At 67.3% G+C, this 15836-nt stretch carries 16 protein-coding genes; 9 read left to right on the top strand and 7 right to left on the bottom strand.

The window, feature by feature from the left end:
- The first annotated feature begins 254 nt into the window (after positions 1-254).
- Positions 255-740, top strand: coding sequence for a hypothetical protein (locus tag AB4Z37_RS08065; protein ID WP_441516188.1), 486 nt, complete (start codon positions 255-257; stop codon positions 738-740).
- A 16-nt stretch (positions 741-756) separates the two neighbouring features.
- On the opposite strand, the gene AB4Z37_RS08060 is transcribed toward AB4Z37_RS08065, so the two are convergent.
- Both AB4Z37_RS08060 and AB4Z37_RS08055 read right to left on the bottom strand, forming a co-directional pair.
- Positions 757-1665, bottom strand: a complete 909-nt coding sequence (locus AB4Z37_RS08060) for a helix-turn-helix transcriptional regulator (RefSeq protein ID WP_441516187.1) — start codon at positions 1663-1665, stop codon at positions 757-759.
- Between the two features lie 64 nt (positions 1666-1729).
- Positions 1730-1921, bottom strand: a complete 192-nt coding sequence (locus AB4Z37_RS08055; protein WP_441516186.1) for an alpha/beta fold hydrolase — start codon at positions 1919-1921, stop codon at positions 1730-1732.
- Positions 1922-2050: 129 nt separating this feature from the next.
- On the opposite strand from AB4Z37_RS08055, the gene AB4Z37_RS08050 reads away from it, so the two are divergent.
- Positions 2051-2437, top strand: coding sequence for a hypothetical protein (locus AB4Z37_RS08050; protein WP_441516185.1), 387 nt, complete (start codon positions 2051-2053; stop codon positions 2435-2437).
- Between the two features lie 180 nt (positions 2438-2617).
- On the top strand, positions 2618-3628 hold the full coding sequence (locus AB4Z37_RS08045) for an ABC transporter substrate-binding protein (protein ID WP_441516470.1): 1011 nt from the start codon (positions 2618-2620) through the stop codon (positions 3626-3628).
- Positions 3629-3757: 129 nt separating this feature from the next.
- On the opposite strand, the gene AB4Z37_RS08040 is transcribed toward AB4Z37_RS08045, so the two are convergent.
- Entirely contained in the window at positions 3758-4090 is a 333-nt protein-coding gene (locus tag AB4Z37_RS08040) for a GIY-YIG nuclease family protein (RefSeq protein WP_441516184.1), read from the bottom strand.
- A 68-nt stretch (positions 4091-4158) separates the two neighbouring features.
- Between AB4Z37_RS08040 and AB4Z37_RS08035 the strand changes: the two genes are divergently transcribed.
- The 5 genes from AB4Z37_RS08035 to AB4Z37_RS08015 all read left to right on the top strand — a co-directional run bounded on the left by AB4Z37_RS08035 (position 4159) and on the right by AB4Z37_RS08015 (position 9150).
- Positions 4159-4974, top strand: a complete 816-nt coding sequence (locus AB4Z37_RS08035; RefSeq protein WP_441516469.1) for an ABC transporter permease — start codon at positions 4159-4161, stop codon at positions 4972-4974.
- Between the two features lie 48 nt (positions 4975-5022).
- A complete protein-coding gene (locus AB4Z37_RS08030) occupies positions 5023-5808 on the top strand; it encodes an ABC transporter permease (protein WP_441516183.1) in 786 nt (261 codons plus the stop codon).
- Positions 5805-6866 (top strand): ABC transporter ATP-binding protein, encoded by a 1062-nt coding sequence (locus tag AB4Z37_RS08025; protein WP_441516182.1) that lies wholly within the window; start codon positions 5805-5807, stop codon positions 6864-6866. Before AB4Z37_RS08030 ends, AB4Z37_RS08025 begins: the two co-directional genes overlap by 4 nt.
- A 501-nt stretch (positions 6867-7367) precedes the next feature.
- Entirely contained in the window at positions 7368-8219 is an 852-nt protein-coding gene (locus AB4Z37_RS08020; RefSeq protein ID WP_441516181.1) for a phosphodiesterase, read from the top strand.
- Between the two features lie 160 nt (positions 8220-8379).
- Positions 8380-9150, top strand: coding sequence for an FRG domain-containing protein (locus AB4Z37_RS08015; protein ID WP_441516180.1), 771 nt, complete (start codon positions 8380-8382; stop codon positions 9148-9150).
- Between the two features lie 41 nt (positions 9151-9191).
- Here AB4Z37_RS08015 and AB4Z37_RS08010 read toward each other — a convergent pair whose 3' ends face one another.
- Positions 9192-9824: an HAD family hydrolase gene (locus AB4Z37_RS08010; protein ID WP_441516179.1), complete on the bottom strand. Its 633-nt coding sequence runs from the start codon at positions 9822-9824 to the stop codon at positions 9192-9194.
- Between the two features lie 182 nt (positions 9825-10006).
- Between AB4Z37_RS08010 and htpG the strand changes: the two genes are divergently transcribed.
- On the top strand, positions 10007-11911 hold the full coding sequence (htpG, locus tag AB4Z37_RS08005; protein ID WP_441516178.1) for a molecular chaperone HtpG: 1905 nt from the start codon (positions 10007-10009) through the stop codon (positions 11909-11911).
- Between the two features lie 350 nt (positions 11912-12261).
- Here htpG and AB4Z37_RS08000 read toward each other — a convergent pair whose 3' ends face one another.
- From AB4Z37_RS08000 to AB4Z37_RS07990, 3 genes are all read right to left on the bottom strand, one after another.
- Positions 12262-12747: a hypothetical protein gene (locus AB4Z37_RS08000; RefSeq protein WP_441516177.1), complete on the bottom strand. Its 486-nt coding sequence runs from the start codon at positions 12745-12747 to the stop codon at positions 12262-12264.
- 296 nt (positions 12748-13043) lie between these two features.
- Entirely contained in the window at positions 13044-13358 is a 315-nt protein-coding gene (locus AB4Z37_RS07995; RefSeq protein WP_441516176.1) for a hypothetical protein, read from the bottom strand.
- 448 nt (positions 13359-13806) lie between these two features.
- On the bottom strand, positions 13807-15717 hold the full coding sequence (locus tag AB4Z37_RS07990) for a diguanylate cyclase (protein ID WP_441516175.1): 1911 nt from the start codon (positions 15715-15717) through the stop codon (positions 13807-13809).
- Positions 15718-15836: the final 119 nt, after the last annotated feature.

Raw genomic sequence — 15836 nt, 5'->3', positions numbered from 1 at the left:
AGGTGCGGGACGCGACCGCTTCTTGAACAAAAGACAACCGATTTTAACGTTTGACGCGTCGCAGCGCACACACAGATGGTCAGCGCCGTTGACCCGCCGCAAGCGGCGCCGCGATGCCGGAGGCGGTCATGGCGGCGGTCGTTCCGTCCTGCTGCCAGGCGGGGCGTCTTTTATTCAAGCCGTTTCGCCGCCTGCACTGCTAGGCTGGGTCCGCGACAGGCCGCACCGCGGCCCGACCATCGGGGGTGATGACCATGCTTCTCCAGATTCATGTGGGCTTGAGCCTGATCGGGATCGTGACCGGTCTCGTGGTGCTTGTCGACCTTCTTCAGGGGCGGATGCGCAGCGGCTGGACCGCGGCGTTTCTTGCCACCACCGTGCTGACCAGCGTCACCGGCTTTCCGCTGCCGCCGTTCGGCTTCGATCCGCCGCGCGCGGTCGGCGTGCTGTCATTGGTGCTGCTGGCGCTGGCGATCGCCGCTCTCTACCTCTTCCATCTCTCAGGTCTGTGGCGGCGCGTCTATGTGATCACGGCGATCGCCGCGCTCTATCTCAACGTGTTCGTCGCCGTGGTGCAGGCGTTCCAGAAAGTGCCGGCGCTGCACGCCCTGGCGCCGACCCAGTCGGAGCCGCCGTTCGCGGTCGCGCAACTCGTGGTGCTGGTGCTGTTCGCCGTGCTCGGCTGGCGTGCGGTGCGGACCTTCCATCCCGCCGCGACGCCAGAGCTCGCGACGCGCTGAGCCGCCGGCGGCGCGCTTACGCGGCGGGCCGTGCCCGCCGCCATGCTGCCGGGCTGGCGCCGGCGATGGCGCTGAACACCCGCGTGAAATGGCTCTGGTCGGCGAAGCCGCAGCGGATCGCGATGTCGGCGATCGGCAGCGCCGTGTTGCGCATCAGCGCTTTGGCGGTCTCGATCCGGTAGCGCTGCAGCCAGCGGTGCGGCGTGACGCCGGTCGTCGCCTTGAACGCCTTGGTGAAATACTGCCGCGACAGCCCGCAGGCGCGGGCGATGTCGGCGAGCAGCAGCTCGCCGCTGCAGTTGTCGGCGAGCAGTTCCTCGGCGCGGCGCAGCTGTGCCGCGGTGAGGCCGCCCCTGGTCTCCGATCGGGCCGGCGGGCCGTCGCCATACTTCTCGGCGAGATAGGCGCACACCGCGAGCGTGACATGGTCGACGAACAGCGCGCTCGCCTCCTGCGGGCGCGTGAATGCCGGCAGCAGCGCGGCGGCGAGATGCGCCAGCACCGGATCGACGATGCCGGGCGTGCAGGCGAGGTTGCTGATCCGCGGTCGTCCGGCATCGTCGGTGAAGGCATCGAGCGCGCTGCGCGGGATGTGGAAGTTCAGCGATTCGTGCGGATGGGTGATGCGGGCCGAGAACTCGCCGGCGAGGTTGACGATGCGCATCGCATTCGCGGCATAGCCCTGCATGAACAGCGGCCGGCCGCCGCTCCACAGCTCGTGATAGGGCAGGCGGGTGAGATAGAGCGCGACGATGAAGCTGTCCTCGGGCGGGATCTGCGGCGTCATGCCGAGCTGCCGCGCGCCGCAGGAGATGCGGGTCGCCGCGATCGCCGACTTGCGCAGCGCACGGGAGGTCAGCGACGGGGCGTCATGCAGCCCGAGGCTGCGCGCCACCGCGTCGCCAGAGAAGCGTCGTTCCGTCATCCCGTCAGCCCTGCGAAACCATGCGGAGCCGAATATAGGCACGCCGGGTGCGGTCTGCCACCGTTCAGGGGGCGGTGAAGAACGCCTGCACTTCGGTCGCGAACAGCACCGCCACTTCCTGCATCGGATCGTGGCCGCAATTGTCGATGACCTTGAGCCTGGCATTGGGATAGTCGGCGAGATAGGTCGCGCGTGTGCCCGCCCGGCCGGACCTGATCCGCCCGGCGCACCATGACCGGATTTGAAGGTCGCGCAATTCCTCCCCATATGATGCTGCATTGTGCGGCGCGGCGTCCGCGCCGTCGGTCGAAATTTTCGGTTGCCGGTCCGTTTTCAGCGGCTCTAGGCTTGTCGTTCAGGGGTGAGGGAGGGGATGGGGTTCGGCGTGAAAGTCCGGGGAGGCGTTGTCGGTGCGTGCCTTGCGGCTGTGCTCGCCGGCTGCGGCTATGTCGATTCCAGCGTCACCTTCGTGCCGGAGCGCTATCGCCAGCCGGCGCCGAGCGCGCATCTCGATCCCGAGCCGGACGTGAAGAAGCTCGTCGCCGACAATCTGCAACTGGTGTTCGCCGGCCATCCCACCGACGTGCGGGTCGGGCCGCCGCATCGCGACGGCATGCACTGGCAGGCCTGCGTCACGGCCATGGTGCCGGGGATCGCCGGCGCGCTGCAGCAGATCCGCATCCTGCTGTCGGTCGAGGACGGCAAGGTCGGCGATCGCACCCGCATCACCGCCGAACACTGGTGCGCCGCCGACAAGCTGGAGCCGATCTGACGCTCCGGCGAGACCGTATCCATGATGCGCGTGGACGTTGAGCTGGCGACGGGCGCGGCCCGATCGCCCCTGTCGCAAATGTGTCACCCGCCGCCTATAGTTGACGGTCCCGAGTGCCGGCGGGGGCCGGTCGACTTCAACGACTTTTGGCAAGGCGGTGTTGCGATGATGAAGCTGTCCATGATTCTCAAGGCCGCGGGTGTCGCGCTGGCGTTGATCGCCGCGCCCGCCGTGCTGTCGCAGCCGGCGAAGGCCGCCGACGTCATCTGCTACAATTGCCCGCCCGAGTGGGCCGACTGGGCCTCTATGCTCAAGGCGATCAAGGCCGATCTCGGTTACGACATCCCGCACGATAACAAGAACTCCGGCCAGGCACTGGCGCAGATCATCGCCGAGAAGGCCAATCCGGTCGGCGACATCGGCTACTTCGGCGTCACCTTCGGCATGAAGGCGAAGGCGCAGGACGCGCTGGAGCCCTACAAGCCCGCGCACTGGGACGAGGTCGCTGCCGGCCTCAAGGATCCCGACGGTGCCTGGACCACCATCCACTCCGGCACGCTCGGCCTGTTCGTCAACAAGGACGCGCTCGGCGGCAAGCCGGTGCCGGCGTGCTGGAAGGATCTGCTCAAGCCCGATTACAAGGGCATGGTCGGCTATCTCGATCCGTCGTCCGCGGCGGTCGGCTATGTCGGCGCTGTCGCGGTCAATCTCGCGCTCGGCGGCTCGGCGAGCGATTTCTCGCCGGCGATCGATTTCTTCAAGGCACTCGCTCAGAACCAGCCGATCGTGCCCAAGCAGACGTCGTACGCCCGCGTTGTTTCCGGCGAGATGCCGATCCTGTTCGACTACGACTTCAATGCCTACCGCGCCAAATATTCCGAGAAGGGCAACTTCGAGTTCGTCATTCCCTGCGAAGGCTCGGTGGTGTTTCCCTATGTCGTCGGCCTCGTGAAGAACGCGCCCGACAAGGACAAGGCGAAGAAGGTCATCGACTATCTGCTGTCCGACAAGGGCCAGGCGATCTGGACCAACGCCTACCTGCGCCCCGCCCGCGCCATCGACCTGCCGCCGGCGGTCAAGAGCAAGTTCCTCCCCGACACCGACTACGCCCGCGCCAAGGCCGTCGACTGGGGCCAGATGGAAAACGCCCAGAAGGGCTTTGTCGAGCGCTATCTCGCCGAGGTGCGGTGAGGGCGGCGGAACGCAACGTGGCATGAGCCGTATTGTGTCACATCAATGATGTGCACCGGCGCACGCCACATCTGAAGCGTCATGGCCGGGCTTGTCCCGGCCATCCACGTCTTTGAACTGTCCGCGAACTCAGACGATCGTCTCGAACAGGTCTCGCCAGTCGGGATTGTCGGCGACGATCTTTCGTACCTTCCAGGCGCGCGGCCAGTGCTTGATGTTATGTTCGCGCTGCAGTGCCGTCCGGATGTCGTCGTATTGCTCGAAGTAGACCAGCCGATGCACCCCATAGCGCTTCGTGAACCCATCGATGTCGCCCGCGCGATGTTCTGCTACGCGCCGAGCGATATCGCTGGTCACGCCGACGTAGAGTACGCCGTTCGGTCGGTTGGTCAGAATGTAGACGAAACCACCTGCCATCGCGTTATGATGAAAGACGTGGATGGCCGGGACAAGCCCGGCCATGACAGGAAAATATGGCCGGCGCCATCGGGGGCCGCCCCGACGATCAACTGCCCGAGCTGACCCACCCCATGTCCCACCGCACCTTCCTCCGCCTCTGCCTCGTTCCGCTCGTCGTCGTCACGGCGGCGTTCTTCGTGATGCCGATGGCGCGGCTGATGGTGATGGGGGCGGAGGGGCCGCGGGGGCTGATGGGGTATCTCGCGATCCTCACCGAGCCGCGCTATCGCGCGACGCTGATCAACACGGTGGTGCTGTCGGCCGCGACCACGGCCGTGACGCTCGCGGTCGCCACCATCGCCGGCATGTTCCTGCAGCGCCATCGCTTCCCCGGCCGCGCGGTACTGATCGCGATGCTGACGTTTCCGCTGGCGTTTCCCGGCGTCGTCGTCGGCTTCATGATCATTCTCCTCGCCGGCCGCCAGGGCCTGATCGGCGACCTCTCGAGCCGCGTGCTCGGCGACAGGATTGTGTTCGCCTATTCGATCTGGGGTCTGTTCGCGGGCTACCTCTACTTCTCGATCCCGCGCGTCATCCTCACCATCATGGCGGCGATCCAGAAGCTCGACCGCGGGCTGGAGGAAGCCGCGCGCTCGCTCGGCGCCAGCCCATGGGCCGTGCAGCGCGACGTCGTGCTGCCGGCGCTGGCCCCGGCCTTCGTCGCCTCCGGCGCCATCGCGTTCGCCACCGCCATGGGGGCGTTCGGCACGGCGTTCACGCTCGCGACCAATATCGACGTGTTGCCGATGCTGATCTACACCGAGTTTACGCTGGCGGCGAACTTCGCCACCTCCGCGGCGCTGTCGGTCGGCCTCGGCGTCATCGCCTGGGCGATTCTCGCGGTCGCGCGCACGGTCAGTGGCGGCACCGTCGCGGCGGCGGGGTAGGCGGATGGCTCAGGTATGCTGCACAGTGTCCGGGAAAGAGGAGGGGCGATGCGCGACCGCCTGATCTTCGCCGGCCAGCTGCTGTTCACGCTGCTGGTCGCCGCCTTCCTCGTGGTGCCCGCGGTGCTGTCGATCTCCGCCGGTGTCACCGCGAATTACTTTCGCGGCCTGCAGTCCGGCGTCACCCTGCAATGGGTGCAGCAGGTGTGGGAGCTCTATGCCGGCACCATCTTCCTGTCGTTCCTGATCGCGTTCGCGACGTTGCTCGCGACCCTCGTCATCGGCGTGCCGGCCGCTTATGCGCTGCATGTCCGCGGCGGGCGGCTGTCACGCGTCATCGAGGAGGTGATCACGCTGCCGCTCGCGATCCCCGGTCTTGCCATCGCGCTGGCGCTGCTGCTGACGTATGGCGGCTTCTCGGGCTTCCGCCGCTCGTGGCTGTTCATCCTCGCCGGCCATGTCGTGTTCACGCTGCCGTTCATGGTGCGCTCGGTGATGGCGGTGTTCGCCACCATCGACATCAGGACGCTCGACGAAGGCGCCGCTTCGCTCGGCGCCTCGCCATGGCGGCGCTTCCGCGACGTCATCGTGCCCAACGCCATGCCTGGCATCCTCGCCGGCGCGCTGATGGTGGTGACGCTGTCGCTCGGCGAGTTCAACCTCACCTGGATGCTGCACACGCCGCTGACCAAGACGCTGCCGGTCGGCCTTGCCGACAGCTACGCCTCGATGCGGCTCGAGGTGGCGTCCGCCTACACGCTGATCTTCTTCATCATGATCGTGCCGCTGCTGGTGGCGATGCAGATGCTGGCCGACAGGGGACAGAAATCATGACCGACGTCACGGCGGGGCACGGCGCGGCGGTGCGCGTCGAGGCCTGCGGCAAGACCTTCGCCGACGGCACGCGGGCGCTGGAGCCGGCAACCCTCGACATCGCCCGCGGCGAGACGCTGGTGCTGCTGGGGCCGTCGGGCTGCGGCAAGACCACCATGCTGCGCATCATCGCCGGGCTCGAGGCGCCGGACGCCGGCGGCCGCGTGCTGTTCGACGGCCGCGACGTCACCGCGATGCCGATCGAGAAGCGCAATGTCGGCATGGTGTTCCAGTCCTACGCGCTGTTCCCCAACATGAGCGTGGCCGACAACATCGCCTATGGCCTCAAGCTGCGCGGCATCGCTCGCGCCGAGCGCGACGCGCGCGTTGCCGAGCTGGTGGCGCTGACCAACATCGGCGGCCTCGAAGGCCGGCGCATCGACCAGCTGTCCGGCGGCCAGCGCCAGCGCGTCGCGCTGGCGCGCGCGGTCGCGATCCGGCCCGGCATCCTCTTGCTCGACGAGCCGCTGACCGCGCTCGACGCCGCGCTGCGCGATCGCCTGCGCAGTGAGCTCAACCGTCTCTTGAGGGCGCTCGGCATCACCGCGATCTATGTCACCCACGACCAGGCCGAGGCGATGGAGCTTGGCGACCGCATCGTGGTGATGCGCAAGGGCGCCATCGCTCAGATCGGCACGCCGCGCGACATCTATTTCACACCGCAGAGCCGTTTCGTCGCCGAGTTTGTCGGCGCCGCCAACATCGTCGAGGCGCCTCTGGAGGGCGTGCATCTGCGCCTGCCCGGCGGCCGGCTCGCCGTCGCCGGTGCGCCCGCCGCCGGCGCCAAGGTGGCGATGATCCGTCCCGAGACCATCCGCATCGTCGATGCCGCCGGCGCAACTCTGGCGGGCACCGTCGATACCGTCGCCTTCATCGGCGACCGCCAGCGTATCGTCGTCACGGGCGCTGCGCCGATGCCGCTGAATGTCGATGCACCCAACACCATTGCTGCAAAGCCTGGCGACCGCGTCGGGCTTGCGGTCCCGCCGGAGGCCGTGCGGTTGTTGCCGGAGGGGTGAGGAGCGGGGCAGGGATCGGGTTCTGACGAATGTTGATGACTGGGGTCTTTCTCCATGCTCAGCGTCATCACCGGGCCGACGCGAAGCGTCGTGACCCGGTGATCCAGCTTTGTACCGCGCTGCGCGTAAGCTGGATTGCCGGGTCAAGCCCGGCAATGACGCAGTGGGTGGGGCAGGTCTCGCGATACAAGCAGCAGCGCCGCTCGGTCCGCACCGCGATGAGGGCCTTGTGCGTCGCGCGCACGCAGCCTGCACTCTTCACACGCCTTGCCGTCTCCCCTCATGGTGAGGAGCGCGGCTCTGCCGCGCGTCTCGAACCATGGGGCCGAGGCTTCTCGTTTCGTCGACACGGGCCTCATCCTTCGAGACGCCCGCTGCGCGGGCTCCTCAGGATGAGGAGAAAGGCTCGTCGGACAGCAGGAAACGTTCGCCGGATCGCGAGCGGTCCGCGGGCGACCGCTTCGTGATACAGCTCAACTGATCAAACCCAAGGCCCGTCCCATGCCAAAGCCCGTCCTCATCGCCCAGCTCTCCGACCTGCATATCAAGCCGCGGGGGCAGCTCGCTTATGGCAAGGTCGATACCGCGGCGGCATTGGCGCGTTGCGTCGAGACGCTGAACGCGCTGCTGCCGCGGCCCGACATCGTCGTCATCTCCGGTGACCTCGTCGATACGCCGCTGCGCGAGGAGTATGAGCTCCTCGCGGAACTGCTGGCACCGCTCAGGATTCCGGTCGTCGGCGTGCCCGGCAACCATGACGGCCGTGCGCTGATGCGCGCCGCGTTTCCGCAGGCGGCCTATGCCCATGTCGAAGGCCCGCTGGACCAGGCGGCTTCGCTCGGCGTGCTCGACCTGCTGCTGCTCGATTCCAGCGTGCCCGGGCAGCCGCATGGTGTGCTCGAGCCGCAGACGCTGCAGTGGCTGGAGGCGCAGCTCGCCGCGGCGCCGCAGCGGCCGGCGATCGTCTTTCTGCATCATCCGCCGTTCGTCGCCGGCATCTGGCACATGGATCGCCAGAACCTCTTCAATGCCGATGCGCTGGCTGCGGTCGTCGCGCGCCATCCGCGCATCCGTCTCGTCGCCGCCGGCCATGTCCATCGCGCAACGCTGACGCTGTTCGCCGGCCGCCCGGCGACCATCTGTCCGGCGCCAAACCATGCCGTCGACCTCGACCTCGGCGAGCTGCGCCCGCCCTCGTTCTGCATCGAGCCGCCGGCGTTTCATCTCCACGCCTGGTTTCCGCCGGTAAATGCGCTCGACGATCCGTTCGGCCATGTCGTGACGCATTGGGTGCCGATCGGCGATTTCGACGGCCCGCATCCGTTCTTCGGGGCGGACGGCAAGCTGCTGTAGGCGGCTGATCGACCGGCGCCGCTGCGGTCTGAGTGTCCTCGCGCCCTTGCTGCCGTCACCATTGTGCTCATCGCCCTGGGGTGTCATCAAACCCTGGGGCGACATTTGTTACTATGCTTTTTTCAGTTCATTTTCTCGAATTCATTTGAGGGCTGACGCCATGGTCAGGGAACATCGCATTGCAGAGTTGCGAGACTATTTCAGGTATCTGTCGGAGCTGGATACGCAGGATCAGATTCTGTTTCGTGGCCAGAAGGGCGATTATCCCCTGCGCCCGCGCATCGCACGTATCAAGCCGCGCAGCTCCATTCTCGACGACGAGAAGCACATGATGCGCGCACTCAGGCGCCAGTCCAACCAGTTGCTGCCGCGCGAGCTGCTCAACAGCTGGGAGTGGCTCGCGCTCGCCCAGCACCATGGCATGGCGACGCGGCTGCTGGACTGGACACTCAATCCGCTTGTCGCGCTTTGGTTCGCTGTCGAAAAACCGCCGGAAAAAGGGCAGAACGGCGTGGTCTGGGTTTTCAAGCCGGCCGAAGCGGACAACGTCGTCGACGAAAGCGACGATCCGTTCGCCGGAAAGCGAACCAGGGTGTTCACCCCATCCCATGTCTCGGCGCGCATCCGCGCACAGAGCGGATGTTTCACCGTTCACAAATATCTCGACGCCTCCCGTGGCTTCTCACCGCTGGACAGGATCAAGATCTATCGGAAGCGCCTGACCAAGCTGATCATTCCGGCAGACAGCTTCTGCGATCTGCGCTTCGGGCTCGACCGCTGCGGCTTCAACCAGTTCAGCATCTATCCCGATATCGATGGGCTCTGCCGTCATATCGAGTGGCAGAACTCGATTATGGCTGACGAGGATTCGGAACGCAGCCCCAGGCGTCTCCGCGTTATCAAGGTGCGCCCCCGTCATCGCGGGGTGTGAGCGAGAGAAGGGTAACCCTTCCGGACGCACCGCGGAAGGCGCTAATGCCCCCGCAGCAACCCCAGCGTCACCAACTCCCGCCGCAGCGCGTCGGGGCTGGTGAAATGGATGCCGTGCATGCCGAGAGCGGTGGCGGCCTCAGCGTTGTGCGGGTTGTCGTCGATGTAGACGAGGTCCGGTGCAACGAGGCTGTAGCGGTCCATCAGCAGGCGGTAGATCGCCGGGTCCGGCTTGACCAGCTTCTCGTGGCCGGACACGACGATGCCCTTGAACGCCTGCATGAAGTCGAACTGCCAGGCATGATCGAAGGTCTCGTGGGACCAGTTGGTGAGGGCGTAGAGCGGTGTGCCGGCGGCGTCGAGTTCGCGCAGGATGGTGGCGGTGCCGGCGATCGGGCCGGCGATCGTCTCCGGCCAGCGCTGGTGGAAGGCGTCGATCATGGCGGCCTGCGCCGGGTGCGCGGCCTTGAGCGCCGCCGCGCCCTCAGCCCAGGTGCGGCCGGCGTCCTGCTGCAGCACCCAGTCGGAGGTGCAGACGGTGGCCAGGAACCGCTCCATGGCGGCGTCGTCGCCGTCGAACAGCTTGCGGTAGAGGTAGCGCGGATTCCAGTCGACGAGCACGCCGCCGAGGTCGAACACGACTGTGGTCCTGCGTGGGGCGGAGGGGGCGTTCAAGGGCGTCTCCTGGGCGGTGCGGTGCCGTCCTTTTTAAGGAGAAAGCCGTGGCCGGATCAAGTCGGCGCGATGCCGCGTCCGGGGCGGGGCTTGCGAAATGCAGGCCCCATTCCTAAACAAAGGCCTGCCGCGATCGTGTCGCGGCCTCCATCTTCATTGCGAACCCAGGGATTTCCGACGCCATGACGACGACTGCGGCCGAGACCCAACCCTTCCAGGCAGAGGTGGCCGAGCTGCTGCACCTGATGGTGCACTCGGTCTATTCGGAGACCGACATCTTCCTGCGCGAGCTGATCTCCAACGCCTCCGACGCCTGCGACAAGCTGCGCTATGAGGCGATCGCCCGGCCGGAGCTGATGGCCGACGGCGTCGCGCCCAAAATCAGCATCGTGCCCGACAAGACCGCCGGCACGCTGTCGATCGTCGACAACGGCATCGGCATGGAGCGCCAGGAGCTGATCGACAACCTCGGCACCATCGCGCGCTCCGGCACCAAGGCGTTCATGGCCCGTCTGCACGCCAGCCAGGAGGCGGCGAAGGACGGCAAGGACGGCGCGAAGGGGACCGGCCTGATCGGCCAGTTCGGCGTCGGCTTCTATGCCGCGTTCATGGTGGCGGACCGCATCGTCGTGACCAGCCGCCGCGCCGGCGAGACCGAGGCGTGGGTGTGGACGTCGACCGGCGGCGCCGGCTTCCAGGTGACGCCGGCAGACGCCGAGGCCGCCGCCCGCGTCTCGCGCGGCACCGAGATCGTGCTGCATCTGAAGGATGATGCCAAAAACTATCTCGAGCCGCACACCATCGAGCGTATCGTTCGCGCGTACTCCGACAACATCCAGTTCCCGATCGAGCTGAAGCCGGAAGAGGGCGAGATCCGCCAGATCAATTCGGCGAGCGCGCTGTGGCAGCGTTCCAGGTCCGAACTCAAGGCCGAAGACTACACCGAAGCGTACCGCACCATCAGCGGCGGCTTCGACGAGCCGGCGATGACGCTGCACTACCGCGCCGAGGGCCGCTATTCCTACGCCGTGCTGCTGTTCGCGCCGTCGATGCGGCCGTTCGACATGTTCGACGGCGAGCGCAAGGGCCGCGTCAAGCTCTATGTGCGCCGCGTCTTCATCACCGACGAGGCGGAGCTGCTGCCGACCTACCTGCGCTTCATCCGCGGCGTCGTCGACAGCGAGGACCTGCCGCTCAACCTCTCCCGCGAGATGCTGCAGAACAATCCGCAGCTCGCGCAGATCCGCAAGGCCATCACCAGCCGCGTCGTCGGCGAGCTGGAGGCAACCGCCGAGAAGGATGCCGAGGCCTATACCAAGATCTGGGACGCGTTCGGTCCCGTGCTCAAGGAGGGTATCTGGGAGGACGGCGAGCGCCGAGAGAAGCTGCTGGGCCTGACGCGCTTCACGTCGACCACGGGAGAGAAGCGCTCGCTCAAGCAGTATGTCGACGATCTCAAGCCCAACCAGACCGAGATCTATTATCTCGTCGGCGAGAGCGTCGAGCGCCTCAAGGCCAATCCCAAGTTGGAGGCCGCCGCCGCGCGTGGCATCGAGGTGCTGCTGCTGTCCGATCCGGTCGACGCGTTGTGGACGTCGGCGCCGCTGGAGTTCGGCGGCAAGCCGCTGCGCTCGCTGAGCCAGGGCGACGTCGATTTCGGCCAGATCCCGCTCACGGACGATGCGGACAAGGATCAGCCGGCGCCGGACAGCGCTGCCGAGGCCACCATCATCGCCGCGATCAAGCAGGCGCTGGGCGAGCGCGTCGCCGACGTGCGGGCGTCGCAGCGCCTCACCACCAGCGCCTCCTGCCTCGTCGCCGCCGGCCAGGGGCCGGACCGCGAGCTGGAGCGCCTGCTGGCGAAGCAGAACCGCGGCGCCGGCTTCAAGCCGGTGCTCGAGGTCAACCTGCGCCATGCGTTGGTCGGCACGCTTAGTGGTCTGCCGGGCTCCGATCCGGACAGCGCGGAGCTGTCGCTGCTGCTGTTCGAACAGGCACAGATCCTCGACGGCGAACTCCCCGACGACCCCGCCGCCTTCGCCAGCCGCGTCAACCGCTTCGTGCTGCGCGGCCTCGGGAAGTCGTAGAGGGGGGCCCACTCCTCATGGTGAGGAGCGCGGCGACGCCGCGCGTCTCGAACCATGAGGCCGGGGCGCAGCGGCTCCGTGTGGCGGACCGTTCCTGATCACGGCGTCTCGGCGGCGCCTCGGCCTCGCCCTTCGCGACGCCCGCTGCGCGGGCTCCTCAGGGTGAGGAAGCAATGCCGAGTGAGACGTCGCGTACGACGTCTCACACCGTGCCTCATCCTGGCCTCACACCGACGTCGACGGCGCCTTGCCGGCGACAGTCGTGCGGCTCGCGGCGCTGACGCTGTCGCCGATGCCGCTCGTGTCGAGCACGAGCCAGATGACGGCGTCTGGCTCAACTCATCACACTTTCAGCGCCAGGCGCAGATGCCGCTGTTGCCGCGGCACGGCCAGCTTTGCGGGCGGGCGTCGAACGCCTGGGCATCGAGCGGATTGCGGTGGCGGCGCACGGCGAGGCGGTGCACCGTCGTTCTGTCGCGCGGCTTCGCCTCGGCGCTGCGCGCCGCGGTCGCGTGCTCCGCGGTGGCCTGTTCCGCCGGCGTGCGGGCAAGGCGCGCGGTGTGGCCGCCGGTGTTCGGCAATGTCTCGGTTTTGGCCTCGACGCCATAGGGCGCGAAGCGTGTTTCCGGGCCGAGCGGACGCGGCGACAGCGCCGCGCGGTTGAGGTCCAGCGTCAGGAAGTCGCCGGGCCGGTAGACGGAGCTGGCTGCCGGCGCCGCAGGGCCGGCTTGTGGTGACTGGGCGAAGGCCGCCGTCGTGCAGCACAGCACAAGCAGCATCGCGGCCGCGACGCCGCGCCGTTCTCCGCCTTGCCTCGATGCACCATACGTCGTCATGTCAGCCTCGTGTCACCCGCAGGGCCCGCAGCTTCCCGTTTCATGCATGACATGTATGTCGGAAGCGGCTGATCGCCAGATCTGCGATGCGCCGGCCCGCGTTCGCATCGCGCGTCCGGTCTTGTGGCGCAGAATGGCCGGACAGCAGCAGGGTAACGCGCGGGTCAGGCGACGGGTTCCACGCCGCGGCCCGGTGGCGGTCGAAGGCCGCAGGTCAAAAACACCAGGCGTCACAAAACAAAGGGCGGCCCTGCGGCCGCCCCTCGCGTCGGATCGTCAGCGCTGTGCCCTGCAGCTCACCAGTGGCGATGGTGCCAGCCGCCATGCCAGCCGCCGCCCCAGCCGCCGCCCCAGCCACGATGCCAGCCCCAGCCGCCGCCATAGTAGTAGCGCGGGCCACCATAGTAGCCGTAGCCGGGGCCGTAGTAGCCATAATAGTAGTTCGGGCGCCACCAGCAGCGCCAGGGATTGCAGACCCAGCGCACCTGCTCGGTATGCACGGGGGTCTGCACGCCCTGCAATCCGTTCGGCATCGCTGCGGACGCGGTGCCGCTCGACAGCGCCATCCCGAGGGTGGCCACGCAGGCCAGCAGGGCCATTCTTGTTTTCATGATCATCTCCCGGTCCTCGATCTCAGCTCATCACGTCCACGACTGGCAAATCGTTGCAGGCTGGACGTTGCGAGCCGATCATGGCGAAGTCTTGATTACTCGGGGATGAATGGCGCGTTCATGTCGCTGAACACCGCCTGCCGGCGATGGATTGATGCCACAGAGATTGTCGGCTGCAATCGTTCCAGTGTGATGGATCCGACTTTCGTTTGACTATCGCCGCGCGTCCATCAAGCGAATGTCTGATCCCAAACCGCGCTGGAATTCCACATTGGCCGGCATCCCCATGGTTCTGGCCTTCGCAAGCAGCCCGCCGCAAGGTGATGCGCATGTGGCAGGCGGGACACTAGAGCGCGTTCGCTTTTGATGGAATCACGAACGCGCTCTGGTTATTTGTTCTGACGCGTTTTCTTCTCGCGAACCGGTGTCCACTTCGCTCGAAAACGCTCTAGGCGCTGCGCGAGCTCGGCCAGGCGATGACTTCGCCGGACATCACCAGACGGTCGCGGCCGCGTTCCTTGGCGGTGTAGAGGGCACGGTCGGCAGCCTCGATCAGCGCCGCGGCCTCGCTGCTGCCGGTTGCCGGCTGATGGATGGCGCCGCCAATGCTCACGGTGACGGACCGTGACGACGGGCTGGCGGCATGGGGCACGGCGAGCTCGTGCAGCGCGTCCCGCACCGCCTCGCCGATGCGGACGCAGCCGTCGGCATCGGTGTCGGGCAGCAGCAGCACGAACTCCTCGCCGCCATAGCGCGCGGCGAGGTCGGCCGGCCGTCGCGCCTGCGCAGCGAGCACCCGCGCCACCGCGCGCAGGCAATCGTCGCCGACCTGGTGGCCGTAGCGATCGTTGAACAGCTTGAAGTGATCGACGTCGATCATCAGCAGCGACAGCGGCGTGCCGTCGCGTTTTGCCCGTGCCCACTCCTCGGTGAGGCGGTCGTCGAAATGCCGGCGGTTGGCGAGGCCGGTGAGGCCATCGCGGGTGGCGAGTGCCGCGAGGCGCTGCTCCAGATCCTTGTGCTCGGTCATGTCGCGGGTGATCGCCACCACGCCGTTGATGGCGCCGGTGGTGGTGACGCGCGTCACGCGCAGCGCGCTCTCGACCCAGATGTCGCCGCGGATGCGATGGCGGGTGCGGTAGATGATCCGCGCTTCCTCGGCGCGGCCCTCCCGCAGCGCCGAGACCCGGTCGCGCACGTGCGGCAGGTCGTCGGCATGGATGCCGGCCAGCGCGGGCATGCCGACAAGCTGATGCGGCAGCCAGCCCACCACCCGCGCGGAGGAGGGAGACGCGTAGAGGATTTCCTCGTCGAGCCCGATCCGCATCACCATGTCGCCGGACTGTTCGGCGAGCATGCGGAAATCGGCCTCCTTGGCCTCCAGCGCCGCCGCCATGCGCTGGCGCTGCCATAGCTGCAGCACCAGGAAGAAGCCGGTCAGCGCAACCAGCGCCACGAGGCCCGTGACCACCGCCATGTGCATCACCGCGTCGCGGCGCCAGGGCGCGAGCACGTCGTCGCGCGCTTCCGTCGCCAGCACGATGATCGGATAGCGGCTGCTGACGCGGTAGTAGCTGAGCCGCTCGACACCGTCGAGCGGCGAGGTGAAGACGTAGGCGCCGGCCGCAGGGCGGCTGGCGAGGCTGCGGATCAGCGGCGCGCCCGACATGTCGCGACCGACATAGCTGTCGTTGTCGCGGCTGCGCGCCAGCATGGCGCCGTCGGTCTGCAGCAGCGCGATGACGCCGCGCGGTCCGACGTCGAACTGCTCGTAGAAGCGGGTGAAATAGGCGACGTCGATGGTGGCGAGCGCGACGCCGGCGAAGCTGCCGTCCGGATGATTGAAGCGGCGCGACGCGGTGACGATCCACTGGCCGCCGGAGCGGCTGCGCACAGGATGGCCGATCAGCGTGCCGCGCGCGGGCGACGCCTTGTGCTGCTTGAAATAGTCGCGGTCGCTGTTGTTGAAGACGGCGAGATCGGCGACATGTTCGGTGGTGGCGAGCCAGCGGCCGTTTTCGTCATAGACAAAGATGCCATGAATGCGGCCCGCGGCATTGCGGCGCGCGAGGAAGACCTGCAGCTTGGCCATGGCGGCTGCGCCGGTGCCCTCCAGCTCGAGCTGGTTGACCAGCACGGTCAGCGTGTTGTCGGTGATCTCGAAGGTGTCGTCGACATGCTGGGTCAGCGAGCGCGCGAGATTGGCCATGTCGGTCTCGGCGTTGCTCAGCGTGGCGTTGCGCGCTTCCCACTCGCGCCAGCCGCTGAGCGCGAGGATGGCGAGGCAGGCCAGCGCAACGAACCCCGCCGCCAGCAGCGGCAGGCGGATCGGCCCGGGATTGCGCCACAGCAGGAACATGGAAACCTCTCCGTCCGGGAGACAGTTTCCGCCGTGGACCTTAATGCTGCGTTGTGATCGATGCCGCGGGGCTGAGGCGTAGCTAACGCAAGGCTACCGGGAACCGACGGTTCCGGCCC

This window comes from Bradyrhizobium sp. 2TAF24, from assembly GCF_052115025.1.
Taxonomy (GTDB): domain Bacteria; phylum Pseudomonadota; class Alphaproteobacteria; order Rhizobiales; family Xanthobacteraceae; genus Bradyrhizobium_A.
The sequence above is the reverse complement of the archived record's forward strand: the minus strand, read 5'-3'. Positions and strand labels throughout refer to the sequence as shown.